Here is a 17,083-nt window from a genome sequence, read left to right on the forward strand (position 1 = left end):
CACAACATGATTCCCCACAAGAAAAGCGCCAGCCTGGGCCTGTGTGCCCTGGCTGCTGCCATCACCCTGGCCGGCTGTGCGGGCCTGCCCGACCAGCGCCTGGCCAACGAAGCCATGAAGCGCGGTGACACTGCACTGGCCGAGCGCAACTACAAGGCGCTGGCCGACCTGGGCTACAGCGAAGCGCAAGTGGGCCTGGCCGACATCAAGGTTGCCACCCGCGATCCGGCGAAAATCAAGGAAGCCGAGGCTACCTACCGCGCCGCGGCCGCCATTTCGCCGCGTGCCCAGGCGCGCCTTGGCCGCCTGCTGGTGGCCAAGCCCGACAGCACCCAGGCCGAGCGCGAAGAAGCCGAAACACTGCTCAAGCAAGCCGCCAAGCAGGGCGAAAGCAACACCCTGATCCCGCTGGCGATGCTCTACCTGACCTACCCGCAGAGCTTCCCCAAGGTCAACGCGCAGCAGCAGATCGACCAATGGCGCGCCGCCGGCAACCCGGAAGCGGGCCTGGCCCAGGTGCTGCTGTACCGCACCCAGGGCACCTACGACCAGCATCTGGGCGAAGTGGAAAAAATCTGCAAGGCCGCGCTGAACAGCACCGACATCTGCTACGTCGAACTGGCCACCGTGTACCAGAAGCGTGGCCAGGCCGACCAGCAGGCTGCCCTGCTCGGCCAGCTCAAGGCTGCCTACGCCCGTGGCGCAGTACCGGCCACCCGGGTAGACAGCGTTGCCCGGGTACTGGCTGACCGCAGCCTTGGCCAGACCGACGAGAAAACCGCCAAGGACCTGCTCGAACAGGTGGCCCCGGCCAACCCGGCGTCCTGGGTCAGCCTGGCGCAACTGGTGTACGACTTCCCAGAGCTGGGCGATACCGACCAGCTGATGGCCTACATCGACAAGGGCCGCGAAGCCGAACAGCCACGCGCCGAACTGTTGCTTGGCCGCCTGTACTACGAAGGCAAGACCGTGCCTGCGGACGCGGCCAAAGCCGAACAACACCTGCAGGCTGCCGCCGACGCAGGCGAAGTCAGCGCCCATTACTACCTGGGCCAGCTGTACCGCCGCGGCTACCTGGGCAACGTCGAGCCACAAAAGGCCGTCGACAACCTGCTGGCCGCCGCCCGTGGTGGGCAGAACAGTGCCGACTATGCCCTGGCCCAGCTGTTCAGCGAAGGCCATGGCATTCGCCCGCAACCGGGCAACGCCTGGGTATTCGCCCAGCTGGCCCAGGCCAACCCGTCGCCGCAGTCCGCTGAACTGCTGCAGCAGCTCGACCAGCAACTTACGCCTGACCAGCGCAGCCAGGCCCAGCAACTGCTGGCACAAGAGAAGCAGGCACGCGGCAGCATGGCGCAAGGCGCCAACAGCACCCTGGCCATCGAAGCCCTGCAAGACGATGAAAAAGAAGTAACCGGTGAGGACTCGCTATGACGCTCAATCCCTTCGTGAAAGCCGGCATCGGCCTGAGCTTCGCCCTGCTGTGGTCCTGCCCGACCCTGGCGGAAATGACCGCTGAAAAGAACTTCGGCCTGGATGTGAAGATCACCGGCCAGTCGGAAGACGACCGTGATCTGGGCACCCGCTCCGGCGGCGACGTCAACGGCCTGGGTCTCGACTTGCGCCCTTGGGTATATGGCGAGCGTGGCAACTGGAGCGCCTATGCCATGGGCCAAGCCGTCACCGCGACCGACACCATCGAAACCGACACTCTGCGCCAGAACGACGACGGCACCACGACCGACACCGCCGCCGACGGCCGTGAGCAGGACAAGAGCTACCTGGCCATGCGCGAATTCTGGGTCGGCTACAGCGGCCTCACCGCCTATCCCGGCGAGCAGCTGCGTTTCGGCCGCCAGCGCCTGCGCAGCGACGATGGCATGTGGCGCGACACCAACATCGAGGCGCTGAACTGGACCTTCGACACCACCCTGCTCAAGGCCGACCTGGGCGTTGCCCAACGCTTCAGCGAATACCGCACCGACCTCACCGAGCTGGCCCCCGAAGACAAGGACCGTACGCACGTCTACGGCAATGTCGCCACGCAGTGGACCCCTGGCCACTGGGTCGGTGTACGCGCCCACCACACCCACGACGGCGGCAGCCTGAAGAACCCGGGCGAAACCGTCGATGCGCTGGACAAGACCCGCACCGGCGACCTCACCTGGCTGGGCCTGGAAGCCAACAGCGACGCCTACAACTGGCGCAACGACCACACCGTCAACTACTGGGGCAGCGTCACCTGGCTGACCGGTGACCGCGACACCCTCAGCAGCCAGGTGGTCGGCGACGACACCGTGGCCACCGGCAAGCAGAGTGGTGATGTCAACGCCTGGGCCACCGACCTCGGCATCCGCCTGCGCCTCGACCCGCAATGGCAGGTCGGTGCGGCCTACGCCCGTGGCAGTGGCGGTGGTGGCGACGACGGTTCGAGCAACTACGAGCAGACCGGCCTGGAGAGCAACCGCTCCAACTACACCGGTACCCGTTCGCGCGTGCACCGCTTCGGTGAAGCCTTCCGCGGCGAGCTGGGCAACCTGCAGGCGGCCACCCTGTTCGCCTCCTGGCAGCTGCGCGACGACTACGACGCCAGCTTCATCTACCACAAGTTCTGGCGTGTCGATGGCAACCAGAACATCGGTTCCAGCGGCATCAACGCGGTGGTCAACGACAACGGTGTGAACCGCCCGCTGGTCGATGGAGAAAAAGACCTTGGCCAGGAAATGGACGTGGTCGTGACCAAGTACTTCAAGCAAGGCCTGCTGCCGGCTTCGATGAGCCAGGCCATCGACGAGCCATCTGCCCTGGTGCGCCTGCGTGCTGGCGTGTTCAAGCCGGGCGATGCCTATGGCAAGGAAGCGGACTCGTACATGCACCGCGCCTTCGTCGACGTGATCTGGCGCTTCTGAGGCCGGTAGAGGACTTACCGTTATGAACCTTCACCCGCACTTACGTCACAGCCTGTTGGCCAGCGCCTTGCTGCTGGCCAGCGGCCTGGTGGCTGCCGCAGAGCCCCAGGTGATCGCCAAGGAACTGCAGCAGGCCAAGACCTACACGGTCTCCAGCGCGCCGATCGAGCCGCTGCACATGGACCCGCCGAAGCTGCCTGACCTGACCGGCTACACCTTTGATGCGGTGCAGAAGAAAATCGACCGCCGCCACAAGGGCAAGGTCAGCCTGCGCCGCATGTTCCAGGAGGATACCCTCAAGGAATTCGTCGGCGGCGACAACAAGGCGGCCGAGTGGGTCCAGCGCCAGCATGGCATTCCACAGGCGATCTTCATCGATGACGGCCATGTCGACCTGGTCGAGCTGAGCAAGAAGGTACCCAAGCAGTACCTCAGCGAAGTCGAGCCGGGTGTGTACCTGGCGCGCCTGCCGATCGTGGTCGGGCAGAAGGGCATCCTCGAGATCGACGGCAAGGTCAAGCAGCTGCGCCTGTCCCAGGAAGGCGGTTCGTTCCTGGTCAACGACGGCAAGCTGTTCGTCACCGACACCCAGGTGACCGGCTGGCGGGAAAAGGAAAATGGCCCGGCGACCTTCCGCTCGCCCAAGGAATTCCGCCCGTTCCTGCTGTCGTGGGGCGGTACCGAGACCTACATCGTCAACACCAAGATGGCCAGCTTCGGCTACGCCAAGTCCAAATCGTACGGCGTGAGCATCTCGCAGTACACGCCGAACATGGCCAAGCGCATGGGCCGCCCGGAACCCACCGGTTGGATCATCGGCTCTGAGTTCAGCGACATGTGGTACGGCTTCTACTGCTACGAGACCCAGGACTTCGTGGTCAAGGACAGCACCTACCGCGACAACATCGTCTACGGCATCGACCCGCACGACCGCTCGCACCGGCTGATCATCGCCGGCAACACGGTGTACGGCACCAAGAAGAAGCACGGCATCATCGTTTCGCGTGAGGTCAACGACAGCTGGATCATCAACAACAAGAGCTTCGACAACAAGCTCTCGGGCGTGGTGATCGACCGTAACAGCGTCAACAACCTGATCGCCTACAACGAGATCTACCGCAACCACACCGACGGCATCACGCTGTACGAAAGTGGCGACAACCTGATCTGGGGCAACAAGCTGATCAACAACCGCCGCCACGGCATCCGCGTGCGCAACAGCGTGAACATCCGCCTGTACGAAAACGTCGCCATGGCCAACGGTCTGGTCGGCGTGTACGGCCACATCAAGGACCTGTCCAACACCGACCGCGACATCGCCCTCGACCCGTTCGACACCAAGGTGTCGCTGATCCTGGTCGGTGGCGAACTGTCGGCCAACGGCTCCGGCCCCCTGTCGATCGACTCGCCGCTGTCGGTCGAGCTGTACAAGGTGTCCATGCTCGCCCCGCGCAAGGCCAGCGGTATCAGCCTCAACGGCGTTCTGGGCGAACGCCAGGACGAAATCCTCGACCTGCTGGTACGCCAGCAAAAGGCTGTGCTGATCGACCCGGTCGAACGCCAGACCGAAATGATCGATTAAGGAAGCCCAGACCATGACCCCACATCTGATGAAACTGCTGGGCCTGTCCGCCGCCCTCCTGGCGATCAGCCAGGGCGTGCGCGCCGAAGACGTCAAGGCCCCTACCTTCAGCGCCGAGCCTTGCTGCCAGCTGTGCCCTGAAGCGCATGACCCAAGCCGCTACACAACCCGTTACCAGCAGAACTTCACCACGCTGGTGCAGGCCCAGGGCGACTGGCTGTTCCGTACCCGCGAAGACCTGCGCACCGAGTTCAATACCACCCCGGCCGGCTACAAGCGCCTGCAGCAAGTGCACGACGCGTTCAAGAAGCGCGGCGTGGAGCTGGTGGTGGTGTACCAGCCGACCCGTGGCCTGGTGAACCGCAACATGCTCAACCCGGCGGAAAAGGCTGCCTTCGACTACCAGAAGGCCCTGGGCAACTACCAGGCCATGCTCAAGCGCTTTGCCAGCATGGGCTACAACGTACCCGACCTGTCGCCGCTGACCAACGAACAGCTGGCCGCTGCCGACCAGGGCAAGGACTTCTACTTCCGTGGCGACCAGCACTGGACGCCTTACGGCGCCGAGCGCGCTGCCAGGATCGTGGCCGATACCGTGCACAAGATGCCGGCCTTCGAAGGCATCCCGCGCAAGGAATTCGAAACGAAAAAGTCCGGGCGCATGGGCAAGACCGGCACCTTGCATAACGTCGCCGGTCAGCTCTGTGGTACCAGCTACGCCGTCCAGTACATGGACCAGTTCGCCACCGAGCCCAAAGGCTCCGACAGTGGCGGTGACGACCTGTTCGGTGACGCCGGCAACGCGCAGATCACCCTGGTGGGTACCAGCCACAGTGGCAAGAACTACAACTTCGCGGGCTTCCTGCAACAGTACATTGGTGCCGATGTACTGAACGTCGCCTTCCCCGGCGGCGGCCTGGAAGGCTCGATGATCCAGTACCTGGGCAGCGAGGAATTCCAGAAGAACCCGCCGAAGATCCTGATCTGGGAATTCTCCCCGCTGTATCGCCTGGACCAGGAAACCATCTGGCGGCAAATCCTTGGTCTGCTCGACGACGGCTGCGATGACCGCCCGGCCCTGATGAGCGCCAGCGCCACCCTCAAGCCCGGCAAGAACGAGCTGATGGTCAACGGCAAGGGCGGCGTGATCAAAGACCTGATCAACCGCAACATCCAGATGGACGTCAAGTTCGAAGACCCATCGGTGAAGGTGCTGCAGGCCACCCTCTGGTACCTCAACGGTCGCCACGAGGACATCAAGCTGGAAAAACCGGAAACCTCCGACACCGACGGCCGCTTCGTCTTCCAGATGCGCGAAGACGAGGACTGGGCCAGCCAGAGCCTGCTGGCGTTCGAGGTGCAGGGGCCGGAAAGCGGTACCCAGAAGGTCGAGGCCAAGCTCTGCAAACGCAACAACTTCGCCGTGCCCGCGCAGACCGCGCAGGCCGGCCAGTGAGGCGACCATGACCATGCTCAAGCGAATCTTCCGCCCTGCCCTGCTCACCCTGGCCCTGTTCGGCGGCGCCGCGCAGGCCGCGCTGGTGCCCCCGCAGGGTTATTACGAAGGCATTGAAAAGCTCAAGACCGGAGACGGCAACTTCCATTGCGAGCCGGCGCCAAAGCCGTACACCGGCGCGTTGCAGTTCCGCAGCAAGTATGAAGGTTCGGACAAGGCTCGGGCGACGCTCAACGTGGCCTCGGAAAAGGCCTTTCGCAAGTCGACCGAGGGCATCACCACCCTCGAGAAGGGCGTGAGCAAGATGGTCGGCCAGTACATGCGTGACGGCCGCCCGGCCCAGCTGGATTGCGCGCTCACCTGGCTGGGCTCCTGGGCACGTGCCGATGCGCTGATGTCCACCGACTACAACCACACCGGCAAATCCATGCGCAAGTGGGCGCTGGGCAGCATGAGCGGGTCCTGGCTGCGCCTTAAGTTTTCCAACTCGCAGCCGCTGGCCGCGCACCGGGAAGAGGCCGAGCTGATCGAGAAGTGGTTCGCCCGCCTCGCTGAACAGACCGTGCGCGACTGGAGCGATCTGCCACTGGAGAAGATCAACAACCACAGTTACTGGGCGGCCTGGTCGGTGATGGCTACCGCCGTGGCCACCGACCGCCGCGACCTGTTCGACTGGGCGGTGAAGGAATACAAGGTCGGCGCCAACCAGGTGGATGAACAGGGCTTCCTGCCCAACGAGATCAAGCGCAAGCAGCGCGCCCTGGCGTATCACAACTACGCCCTGCCGCCGCTGGCGATGATCGCCAGCTTCGCCCAGGCCAATGGTGTCGACCTGCGCAGCGAGAACAACTTCGCCCTGCAGCGTCTGGGCGAAGGCGTGCTGGCCGGTGTACGCGACCCGAGTCAATTCAAGGCACGCGCCGGCGAGAAGCAGGACATGACCGACCTGAAGATCGACAGCAAGTATTCATGGCTCGAACCCTGGTGCGCGCTGTACCACTGCGTCGGTGACACCCTGGAGCGCAAGCACGACATGCAGCCGTTCAACAGCTTCAGGCTCGGCGGCGACGTGACACGGGTCTACGACCCGAGCGCAAAGAGCAAGAAGTGACACCTCCCATCTGGGAGTGAACCTGTGGCAGCGGGCTTGCCCGCTACCACAAGGACCTAAGTTGCCTTCCGGTTTTTCGCTGGGGGGTTTGGGGGGCGCTTTGCCCCGGATGCTGTGAACAAAAAGGAGAACCGGGATGGTCTTCTCGTCCAACGTGTTCCTGTTCCTGTTCTTGCCGATCTTCCTCGGCCTGTACTACTTGAGCGGGCAACGTTATCGCAACCTGCTGCTGCTGGTCGCCAGCTACATCTTCTACGCGTGGTGGCGGGTGGACTTCCTGGCCCTGTTTGCCGGGGTCACCCTGTGGAACTACTGGATCGGCCTGAAAGTCGGCGCTGCCGGTGTGCGTACCAAGCCCGCGCAGCGCTGGCTGCTGCTCGGCGTCGGTGTCGACCTGGCGATCCTCGGCTACTTCAAGTACGCCAACTTCGGTGTCGACAGCCTCAACGCGATCATAACTTCGTTCGGCCTGGAGCCGTTCATCCTCACCCACGTGCTGTTGCCGATCGGTATCTCGTTCTACATCTTCGAGTCGATCAGCTACATCATCGACGTGTACCGCGGCGATACCCCGGCCACCCGCAACCTGATCGACTTCGCGGCGTTCGTGGCGATCTTCCCGCACCTGATCGCCGGCCCCGTGCTGCGCTTCAAGGACCTGGTCGACCAGTTCAACAACCGCACCCATACCCTGGACAAGTTCTCCGAAGGCTGCACCCGCTTCATGCAGGGCTTCATCAAGAAAGTGTTCATCGCCGATACCCTGGCGGTAGTGGCCGACCACTGCTTCGCCCTGCAGAACCCGACCACCGGCGATGCCTGGCTCGGCGCCCTGGCCTACACCGCGCAGCTGTACTTCGACTTCAGCGGCTACAGCGACATGGCCATCGGCCTGGGCCTGATGATGGGCTTCCGCTTCATGGAGAACTTCAAGCAGCCGTACATCAGCCAGTCGATCACCGAGTTCTGGCGGCGCTGGCACATCAGCCTGTCGACCTGGCTGCGCGACTACCTGTACATCACCCTGGGCGGTAACCGCAAAGGCACCTTCAACACCTACCGCAACCTGTTCCTGACCATGCTGCTGGGCGGCCTGTGGCATGGCGCCAACTTCACCTACATCATCTGGGGCGCCTGGCACGGCATGTGGCTGGCCATCGAGCGCGCGCTGGGCATCGACACCAACCCCCAGCGTTTCAACCCGGTGAAGTGGGCATTCACCTTCCTGCTGGTGGTGGTCGGCTGGGTGATCTTCCGTGCCGAGAACCTGGAAGTGGCCGGCCGCATGTATGGCGCCATGTTCAGCTTCGGTGAATGGCAGCTGTCGGAACTCAACCGTGCCCAGCTCACCGGCCTGCAGGTAGCCACTTTGGTTGTCGCCTACATCACCCTTGCGTTCTTCGGCCTGCGCGACTTCTACCGCAACGCCAGGCCAACGCCCAAGGCCACCCCGGTGGAGGTCAACAGCGACGGTTCGATCGGCCTGGACTGGACCCGGGTGATGACCCGCGCCCTGGTGCTGCTGCTGTTCGTGGCCTCGATCCTCAAGCTTTCGGCGCAGAGCTACTCGCCGTTCCTTTACTTCCAGTTCTGAGGTTGATGACATGACCCGGACATTACGCATTACCTATTCGCTGTCGTTCCTCGGCCTGCTGGTGGGCATGGGCGTCTGGTCCACCGGTGGCCTGCAAAGCTTCCAGCGTACCGAGCAGATGACCCTGCTCAACGGAAAGCTGGCCAAGGCCGCCGAGACCCATTACGACGAGCAGTTCCCGATCAAGCGCCTGGGCACCAACCTGTGGGCGGCGATGGACTTCAAGCTGTTCAACGAAGGCCGCCCCGGCGTGGTGCTGGGCCGCGACCAGTGGCTGTTCAGTGACGAGGAGTTCAAGCCCACCGCCGGTGCCGAGCAGTTGATGCAGGAAAACCTGGCGTTGATCCGTGGCGTGCGCGACACCCTGCAGCAGCACGGCAGCCAGCTGGTGCTGGCGATCGTGCCGGCCAAGGCGCGGGTGTACGCCGAGTACCTGGGCAAGGAACTGCCGACCAGCCTGCATGACGACCTGTACAACCAGTTCCATGCCCAGGTGCGCCAGGCCAACGTGTTCGCTCCGGACCTGATGGCACCCATGGAACAGGCCAAGGCCCGCGGCCAAGTGTTCCTGCGCACCGACACCCACTGGACGCCAATGGGTGCCGAAGTGGCGGCGCAGGCCGTGGCCGAGGCGGTCAGCCGCCAGAGCCTGCTCAACGGCGACCCGCAGGCGTTCATCACCGAAGCCGGCAGCACCGCGCCATACAAGGGTGACCTGACCAACTTCCTGCCACTGGACCCGCTGTTCAGCAACCTGCTGCCGGCCCCGGACAACCTGCAGCAACGCACCACTCGCCCTGTCGAGGCCGAAGGTGAAGCCGGTGACGCACTGTTCGCCGACAAGCAGATCCCGGTTGCCCTGGTGGGCACCAGCTACAGCGCCAACCCGCACTGGAACTTCCTCGGCGCGCTGCAGCAGGCCCTGCGCAGCGACGTGGCCAACTACGCCGAAGACGGCCATGGCCCGCTGCTGCCGATGCTCAAGTACCTGCAAAGCGATGCCTTCAAGAACGCCGCACCCCAGGTGGTGGTGTGGGAATTCCCCGAACGTTATCTGCCAATGAAGAACGACCTCAGCAGCTTCGATCCGCAGTGGATCGCCCAGCTGAAGAACACCCGTAAATCCGAAGAAAACCTGGCTTTGTCGTCCACCCGGACTAACCACTAATCAGAGGAACATACATATGACTACCAAGACTTCCATTGCCAAAGCCCTCACCCTCGCGGCCGGCCTGTCCCTGGCCTCCATGCAGGCCTTCGCCGGTGCCGACGCCGCGCTGTACGGCCCGAGCGCACCAAAAGGCTCGACCTTCGTGCGCCTGTACAACGCTTCCAGCGCACCGGCTGCAGCCTCGGTCGGCAACACCCAGATCAAGCAGGTTGGCGCCCAGGGCAGCAGCGACTTCAGCTTCCTGCCAGGGGGTGACTACACCGCCCAGGTCGGCGGCAAGAGCGTGCCGGTCAAGCTGGCTGCGGACAAGTACTACACCCTGGTCAACAGCGCCAGCGGCAACCCGCAGCTGATCGAAGAGCCGCCGTTCAAGAACAAGCAGAAAGCCTTGGTTCGTGTGCAGAACCTCAGTGACCAGCAACTGACCCTGAAGACCGCCGACGGCAAGACCGAAGTGGTCAAGCCCGTTGCCGCCAACGGCCGTGGCGAACGCGAAATCAACCCGGTCAAGGTCAACCTGGCGCTGTACCAAGGAGACAAGAAAGTGGGTGACGTCAAACCCGTCGCCCTGGAGCGCGGCGAAGCCGCAGTGCTGTACGTAACGGGTTCCGGCAACGCCTTGTCGCCGGTGTGGGTAACTCGCCCCGTGGCTAGCAACTGATTCCCCTGCCTCTCAACGACTATTGGAGAAACATGATGATCCCGGTAATTCTTTCTGGTGGTAGCGGTTCCCGTCTGTGGCCTCTGTCGCGCAAGCAGTTCCCCAAGCAGTTCCTGGCCCTGACCAGTGAACACACGCTGTTCCAGCAAACCCTCGAGCGCCTGGTGTTCGAAGGCATGGACACCCCGATCGTGGTCTGCAACAAGGACCACAAGTTCATCGTGCAAGAGCAATTGGCCGCGCTGAAGCTGGAAACCCAAGGCATCCTGATGGAACCGTTCGGCCGCAATACCGCGCCGGCCGTGGCCATGGCTGCCATGAAACTGATCAACGAAGGCCGCGACGAGCTGATGCTGGTGCTGCCCGCTGACCACGTGATCGAGGACCAGAAGGCCCTGCAACGCGCCCTGGCCCTGGCCACCGTGGCCGCCGAGCGTGGCGAGATGGTGCTGTTCGGCGTGCCGGCAACCAAGCCGGAAACCGGCTACGGCTACATCCGTTCCAGCCAGGACGCCCTGCTGCCAGAAGGCGTGGCGCGCGTGGCGCAGTTCGTCGAGAAGCCCGATGAAAAACGCGCCGCCGAGTTCGTCCAGGCCGGCGGTTACTTCTGGAACAGCGGCATGTTCCTGTTCCGTGCCAGCCGCTTCCTCGAAGAGCTGAAAAAACACGACGGCGACATCTACGACACCTGCGTGCTGGCCCTGGAGCGCAGCCAGGAAGACGGTGATGTGCTGAGCATCGACGAAGCCACCTTCGCCTGCTGCCCGGACAACTCCATCGACTACGCGGTGATGGAAAAGACCCAGCGCGCCTGCGTGGTGCCGATGTCGGCAGGCTGGAGCGATGTGGGCTGCTGGTCGTCGCTGTGGGAAGTGCACGAGAAGGACGACAACGGCAACGTCACCAAGGGCGACGTGGTGGTGCAGGACAGCCACAACTGCATGATCCACGGTAACGGCAAGCTGGTCTCGGTGATCGGCCTGGAGAACATCGTGGTGGTCGAGACCAAGGACGCCATGATGATTGCCCACAAAGACAAGGTCCAGGGCGTCAAGCAGATGGTCAAGACCCTCGACGAGCAGGGCCGCAGCGAAACCCAGAACCACCTGGAAGTGTATCGCCCGTGGGGCTCGTACGACTCGGTGGACATGGGCGGCCGCTTCCAGGTCAAGCACATCACCGTCAAGCCGGGCGCCAGCCTGTCGCTGCAGATGCACCACCACCGCGCCGAGCACTGGATCGTGGTGTCCGGTACCGCCGAGGTGACCTGTGACGAGAACGTGTTCCTGCTGACCGAGAACCAGTCCACCTACATCCCGATCGCCTCGGTGCACCGCCTGCGCAACCCGGGCAAGATCCCGCTGGAGATCATCGAAGTGCAGTCCGGCAGTTACCTGGGCGAGGATGACATCGAGCGCTTCGAAGATGTTTACGGGCGTACCTCCACTCCGATCGAACGGGGTGTTTCGGTGAAGACCATCGCGCAGTAATGCATCCCCTGGGGCCGCTTTGCGGCCCCGCTTTTTTGAGCCACTTCCCATTTCGGGCTACGATGGTCAGACCCCGCGCAACCAAGGTCTGCCTGCCCCATGATCATCGGTGCCTTCCTCATTCTCACCTGGCTGGTGCTGCTGTTGCGCTACCCGGCCAAGGCCCTGCCGATCTCGCTGGCCGCCGTTTGTGGCCTGGGCCTGGTGGCCTTGTTCGTCATCTGGCAGGACACCCGCGAAACCTCGCAACTGGCCCGCCTGGACCTGCGCCTGGCCTACGCCCCCGAACACTGCCCCGCCGACCGCGCCCTGCAGGTGCGCATGAAGAACGGCAACGACGTGCCGCTGACCGAGCTGCGCTGGCGGGTGGCCGCGTATGCGCCGGGCGATACCGTGAACCTGGCGGAGAACACCTACAACGCCCCGCGCTACCGTGGGCCGGGTGAACTACAGCCAGGGGCCGAGTGGAAAGACTGCCTGCCACTGCCGCCACTGCGCTCTGGGTACCGGCCGCAGACCCTGGAGTTTCGTGCAGAGCACCTGCAAGGTGCGTTTGCCAACTAATGTATCGCCTGTGCCGGCCCTTTCGCGGGCTTGCCCGCTCCCACAGGTACTGCACAGTACTCAAGAGCTGTGGAGTACCTGTGGGAGCGGGCAAGCCCGCGAAAGGGCCGGCACAGGCAACACCAACTTCCCCTGACAACAGGCCCCAACCATGCCCACCGTCCTGATCACCGGTTGTTCCAGCGGCATCGGCCGCGCCCTGGCCGACGCCTTCCGCGATGCCGGCCACCACGTCTGGGCCACCGCCCGCAAACCTGAGGATGTCGAGCAACTGAACGCCGCCGGCTTCACCGCCCGGCAACTTGATGTGAACGACAGCGAAGCGCTGGCCCGCATGGCCGAGGAACTGGTAAACCTCGATATCTTGATCAACAACGCCGGCTACGGCGCCATGGGCCCGCTGCTCGATGGCGGTGTGGATGCCTTGCGCCAGCAGTTCGAAACCAACGTATTCGCCGTGGTCGGCGTTACTCGCGCATTGTTCCCACAGCTACGCCGCTCACGGGGCCTGGTGGTGAACATCGGCAGCGTATCAGGCGTGCTGGTCACGCCGTTTGCCGGCGCCTACTGCGCTTCGAAAGCAGCCGTGCATGCACTGAGCGATGCATTGCGCCTGGAATTGGCGCCGTTTGGGGTGCGAGTGATGGAAGTGCAGCCTGGGGCGATTGCCTCGCAGTTCGCCAGCAATGCCCAGCGTCAGGCCGAGCAGGTGCTGGCGGCGGACTCGGCGTGGTGGCCGCTGCGCGAGCACGTGCAGGCACGGGCACGGGCTTCGCAGGACAAGCCCACCTCGGCGGCAGTGTTTGCCCAGGGCGTGCTGGCGGCGGTCGGGAAGTCGCCGGTGCCGGCGATGGTACGGTTGGGGAACGGCAGTACGGCTTTGCCGTTGATGGCCCGGTTACTGCCACGGCGGGTGCTGGACTGGGCGCTACGCAAGCGGTTTGGCCTACTGCGCCCGCTCTGATTGATGGGTAGCCTGTGCTGGCCTCTTCGCGGGTAAACCCGCTCCCACAGGTACCCCACAGAATTTGAGTACTGTGCGATCCCTGTGGGAGCGGGTTTACCCGCGAAGAGGCCGGTACAGGCAAAACAGATCAGGCAATGGAACGCAGCACCCCGCCATCCACCCGCAAGGCAGCCCCGGTGGTAGCACTGGCCTGCATCGACGCCAGGTACACCACCATGTTCGCCACTTCCTCCACCGTCGCCAGCCGCTTGATCAGCGAGGTCGGCCGGTGCTCAGCCAGGAAGTTGGCTTCCAGTTCTTCAGTCAACACCCCCTGCTCCTCGGCCAGCTTGGCAAAGAAATCACCCACCCCCTCCGAGCGTGTGGGCCCCGGCAGCACCGAATTCACCGTCACCCCGGTACCAGCCAGCGTCTCGGCCAACCCGCGCGACACCGCCAGCAACGCAGTCTTGGTCATGCCGTAATGAATCATCTCAGTCGGGATCTGCAGCGCCGACTCACTGGACAGGAACACCACCCGCCCCCATTTGCGCTCGGCCATGCCTTGGGCATAGTGGCGCGACAGACGAACAGCGCTGAGCACATTGACGTCGAAGAAACGCTGCCAGTCCTCATCCTCGATCTCGAAAAACGGCTTGGGCTCGAAGATACCCAGGTTGTTGACCAGTATGTCGGTGTGCGGCACCTGGTCGAAAAGCTGCTGCGCACCAGCCTGGGTGCCCAGGTCGGCAGCGATGCCGATGATGCGCGCCTGTGGCAGGCGTTCGCGCACAACTTTGAGAGCTTCGTCGACCCGGGCCTGGGTGCGACCGTTGAGGACCACCTCGGCCCCCGCTTCGGCCAGGCCGATGGCGATGGCCAGGCCGATGCCCGCGGTGGAGCCGCTGACGATGGCGCGCTTGCCGTTCAGGGAAATGTGCATCTGTGCCTCCTCATCTGTCTGGGGAATCGCAGGGGGCTGCTTTGCAGCCCATCGCGACACAAGGCCGCTCCTACATGCGGACGCGATCTCCTGTAGGAGCGGCCTTGTGTCGCGATGGGCCGCAAAGCGGCCCCCAAAAATCACACTTTCTTCACAGGCTGCTCATCAAACGCCTGCCAGCCACCACCCAGGGCCTTGTACAGCCCCACCAGCGCCTGCGACACCGCCGCCGAACTGTCGATCCACTGTTCCTCGCTGGCCAGCAAGGCACCCTGCACTGTCAGCACGTTGAGAAAGTCCACTGCCCCTTCCACATACTGGCGCTGGGCAGTTTCCAGGGCGATGCGGTTCTGCCGCACCGCCTCGGCCAGGTGGTCGCGGCGCAATTGGCTGGCGTTGTACAGGCGTAGCACATCGTCGATTTCATGCCAGGCACCCAGCACCACCTTGCGGTAGTTCAGCGCCGCTTCCTGCTGCTGCGCCTCGCGCAGTTCCAGGGTGCCCTTGAGCCGGCCACCCTCGAAGATCGGCAGCGACAGCTGCGGCCCAAAGGCGAAACGGCGCGAATCCCAGGCGCCGAAATCGGACAGCTGCATGGCCTGGAACCCGACATTGCCCGACAGCCGGATGCTGGGGTAGAAATCAGCCTTGGCCACGCCAATGCTGGCAGTGGCGGCATGCAGGCGGGCCTCGGCCTGGCGAATGTCCGGGCGGCGCTCGGCCAGTTCGGACGGCAAGCCAATGGCGAACTTCTGCTGCGGCGCAGGCAGTTCGCCGCCCTGCAGCAACTCGGCCTGCAGGCTGCGCGGCGGTTCGGCGGCAAGCAGGCTGAGGGCGTTGATCAGGTCATCGCGCCGCGCTTCCAGGGTTGGCAGGCGAGACTCGATCGAGGAGACCTGGGCATTGGCCTGGGCCACGTCCAGACGCGTGGCGACACCTTCGGCCTGGCGGTTTTCGGACAACTTCAGGCTGTGCTGGGCGACCTTGAGGTTGTCGCGGGTCACATCGATGGTGTGCTGCACGGCGCGCAGCTGGATGTAGTTGCCGGCGGTTTCCGAAAGCAATGCCAGCAACACGCCGCGGCGGTCGTTCTCGGCTACCTCGACCGTGGCATCGGCAGTCTCGACCTGGCGCCGCACACGGCCCCACAGGTCCAGCTCCCAACCGGCCACCAGGTCGCCCTGCCAGAGGTTGAAGGCTTCCTTGCCCGCCTTGCCGGACGGGTCACTCAGGCCTTCGGCACTGTTGCGCGCGCGGCTGTAGCCGGCGTTCACGTCCACCGAAGGTACTTGGTCGGCTGCCACGGTGCTGCGCAGGGCGCGGCTTTGCAGCAGGCGGGCGCTGGCCATCTGCAGGTCGAGGTTGCGCTCGGCAACACGCTGGATCAAGGCACTCAGGCGGCCATCGTGGAAGCTCTCCCACCAGCGCAGTTCCAGCGGTTCGGCCTGCGGCTGGCTGGCCGCCACCTCGCCTTGCAGCGGCGCCCACTGTTGCGGTGCCTGGCTGTCAGGGCGCTGGAAGTCCGGGCCCAGGGTGCAGCCAGCCATCAATGCGGCCAGCAGCAAAGGGCTCAAGCGTGATGCCGGTTTCATCGTGCGCTTACCTCTTTGCCGTCCAGCTTGTCGCCACGGGTGTCGATGGTCGCCTCCACCGACATGCCTACGCGCAGGCGGGCAAGCAGCGGCTGGCCGTCATCGAAAACGATCTTCACCGGAATGCGCTGTACCACCTTGGTGAAGTTGCCGGTAGCGTTGTCGGGCTTGACCGCAGCGAATGTCACGCCGGTGGCCGGAGCGATGCTGTCCACATGGCCCTGCAGTTTCTCGCCGGCAAAGGTATCGACGCTGATGCTCACGGCCTGGCCAGGCTGTACGTGGGTCAGCTGGGTTTCCTGGAAGTTGCCTACCACATAGGCCTGTTGCAATGGCACCACCGACAGCAGGCGGGCGCCCGGGTTGACGTAGGCACCCACACGCAAGGCGCGCTCGCCGACCATGCCGTCCACCGGCGCGGTGATGCGGGTGTAGGACAAATCGAGCTGGGCCTTTTCCAGCCCCGCCTCGGCGCGTTTCAGCTGGCCGTCGGCACTGGCAACCTGGGCGGCAAGGATATCCACCTGCTTGCGCGCCGCTACCAGTGCCGCCTGGGCATTGGCCAGGCGTGCGCGGGCCTGGTCGACCCCGCTGCGCGCCTGCTGGGCGTTCTGCACTGTGCCGGCACCCTGCTCGGCCAGACGGCTGTAGCGGTTGACCTCATGATCGGCGAACGCAGCTTCGGCCTGGGCCGCTTTGACTGCAGCCTCAGCCTGGGCGATCAGCGAAGCCTGGCGCTCGAGGGTGGCACGGGCATCGGCGCTTTGTGCCTGGGCCACCAGCAACTGCGCCTTCGCGGCATCCAGCGCGGCCTGGTAGTCACGGTCATCGATGGTCGCCAGCAACTGGCCGGCCTTGACCTGCTGGTTGTCCTCCACCAGCACCTCCTTGATGAAGCCAGCGATCTTGGGCGCGACCACTGTGTAGTCGGCGATCACATAGGCGTCATTGGTGCTCTGGCGATGGTCGCTGCCGAACATCCAGGGGCCGACGATGCCGGCCAGGACGGCCACGGCAAGCACCGAGCCGATGAACAGGGTTTTGCGGTTGTTGGTCATTTCAGT

General features: G+C 64.2%; 14 protein-coding genes. 11 read left to right on the forward strand and 3 right to left on the reverse strand.

From position 1 onward, the window contains the following. Positions 1–6: 6 nt before the first annotated feature. The 11 genes from algK (at position 7) to V3314_RS25745 (ending at position 13,502) form a co-directional block, all read left to right on the forward strand. The gene (algK, locus tag V3314_RS25695) at positions 7–1,434 is read left to right on the forward strand and encodes an alginate biosynthesis TPR repeat lipoprotein AlgK (protein WP_046617053.1); all 1,428 of its coding nucleotides are present in this window, start codon (positions 7–9) and stop codon (positions 1,432–1,434) included. Then, complete coding sequence (locus V3314_RS25700) at positions 1,431–2,909, forward strand: alginate export family protein (RefSeq protein ID WP_046617052.1); 1,479 nt, start codon at positions 1,431–1,433, stop codon at positions 2,907–2,909. The genes algK and V3314_RS25700 overlap by 4 nt, the downstream gene beginning before the upstream one ends. A 22-nt stretch (positions 2,910–2,931) precedes the next feature. Further along, positions 2,932–4,491 (forward strand): mannuronan 5-epimerase AlgG, encoded by a 1,560-nt coding sequence (algG, locus tag V3314_RS25705; protein ID WP_085601193.1) that lies wholly within the window; start codon positions 2,932–2,934, stop codon positions 4,489–4,491. 13 nt (positions 4,492–4,504) lie between these two features. After that, the gene (locus tag V3314_RS25710) at positions 4,505–5,947 is read left to right on the forward strand and encodes an alginate O-acetyltransferase (protein WP_046617050.1); all 1,443 of its coding nucleotides are present in this window, start codon (positions 4,505–4,507) and stop codon (positions 5,945–5,947) included. A 7-nt stretch (positions 5,948–5,954) separates the two neighbouring features. Next, positions 5,955–7,058: a mannuronate-specific alginate lyase gene (locus V3314_RS25715; RefSeq protein WP_046617049.1), complete on the forward strand. Its 1,104-nt coding sequence runs from the start codon at positions 5,955–5,957 to the stop codon at positions 7,056–7,058. A 136-nt stretch (positions 7,059–7,194) separates the two neighbouring features. Further along, entirely contained in the window at positions 7,195–8,652 is a 1,458-nt protein-coding gene (locus V3314_RS25720; RefSeq protein WP_046617048.1) for an MBOAT family protein, read from the forward strand. A 10-nt stretch (positions 8,653–8,662) separates the two neighbouring features. Continuing rightward, positions 8,663–9,820 carry an alginate O-acetyltransferase gene (locus tag V3314_RS25725; RefSeq protein WP_046617047.1) on the forward strand — a complete coding sequence of 386 codons (1,158 nt, stop codon included), beginning with the start codon at positions 8,663–8,665 and terminating at the stop codon, positions 9,818–9,820. Between the two features lie 16 nt (positions 9,821–9,836). After that, positions 9,837–10,484, forward strand: coding sequence for an alginate O-acetyltransferase AlgF (locus V3314_RS25730; RefSeq protein ID WP_046617046.1), 648 nt, complete (start codon positions 9,837–9,839; stop codon positions 10,482–10,484). Positions 10,485–10,519: 35 nt separating this feature from the next. Next, on the forward strand, positions 10,520–11,974 hold the full coding sequence (locus V3314_RS25735; RefSeq protein WP_046617045.1) for a mannose-1-phosphate guanylyltransferase/mannose-6-phosphate isomerase: 1,455 nt from the start codon (positions 10,520–10,522) through the stop codon (positions 11,972–11,974). Between the two features lie 99 nt (positions 11,975–12,073). Continuing rightward, entirely contained in the window at positions 12,074–12,538 is a 465-nt protein-coding gene (locus tag V3314_RS25740) for a multidrug transporter (RefSeq protein ID WP_085601224.1), read from the forward strand. Between the two features lie 151 nt (positions 12,539–12,689). Beyond that, positions 12,690–13,502 carry an SDR family oxidoreductase gene (locus V3314_RS25745; protein WP_338459787.1) on the forward strand — a complete coding sequence of 271 codons (813 nt, stop codon included), beginning with the start codon at positions 12,690–12,692 and terminating at the stop codon, positions 13,500–13,502. A 130-nt stretch (positions 13,503–13,632) separates the two neighbouring features. Here the strand turns inward: V3314_RS25745 and V3314_RS25750 are convergent, their stop codons facing one another. The 3 genes from V3314_RS25750 to V3314_RS25760 form a co-directional block, all read right to left on the reverse strand. Next, a complete protein-coding gene (locus tag V3314_RS25750; RefSeq protein WP_338459788.1) occupies positions 13,633–14,427 on the reverse strand; it encodes an SDR family oxidoreductase in 795 nt (264 codons plus the stop codon). Positions 14,428–14,567: 140 nt separating this feature from the next. Next, on the reverse strand, positions 14,568–16,019 hold the full coding sequence (locus V3314_RS25755) for an efflux transporter outer membrane subunit (RefSeq protein WP_338459789.1): 1,452 nt from the start codon (positions 16,017–16,019) through the stop codon (positions 14,568–14,570). Further along, a complete protein-coding gene (locus tag V3314_RS25760; RefSeq protein ID WP_046617101.1) occupies positions 16,016–17,077 on the reverse strand; it encodes an HlyD family secretion protein in 1,062 nt (353 codons plus the stop codon). The genes V3314_RS25755 and V3314_RS25760 overlap by 4 nt, the downstream gene beginning before the upstream one ends. Between the last annotated feature and the right edge of the window lie 6 nt (positions 17,078–17,083).

Origin of the sequence: Pseudomonas sp. TE3-3-F2023, from assembly GCF_036784815.1 — a bacterium.
In the GTDB taxonomy this organism is placed as follows: Bacteria; Pseudomonadota; Gammaproteobacteria; order Pseudomonadales; family Pseudomonadaceae; genus Aquipseudomonas; species Aquipseudomonas pudica.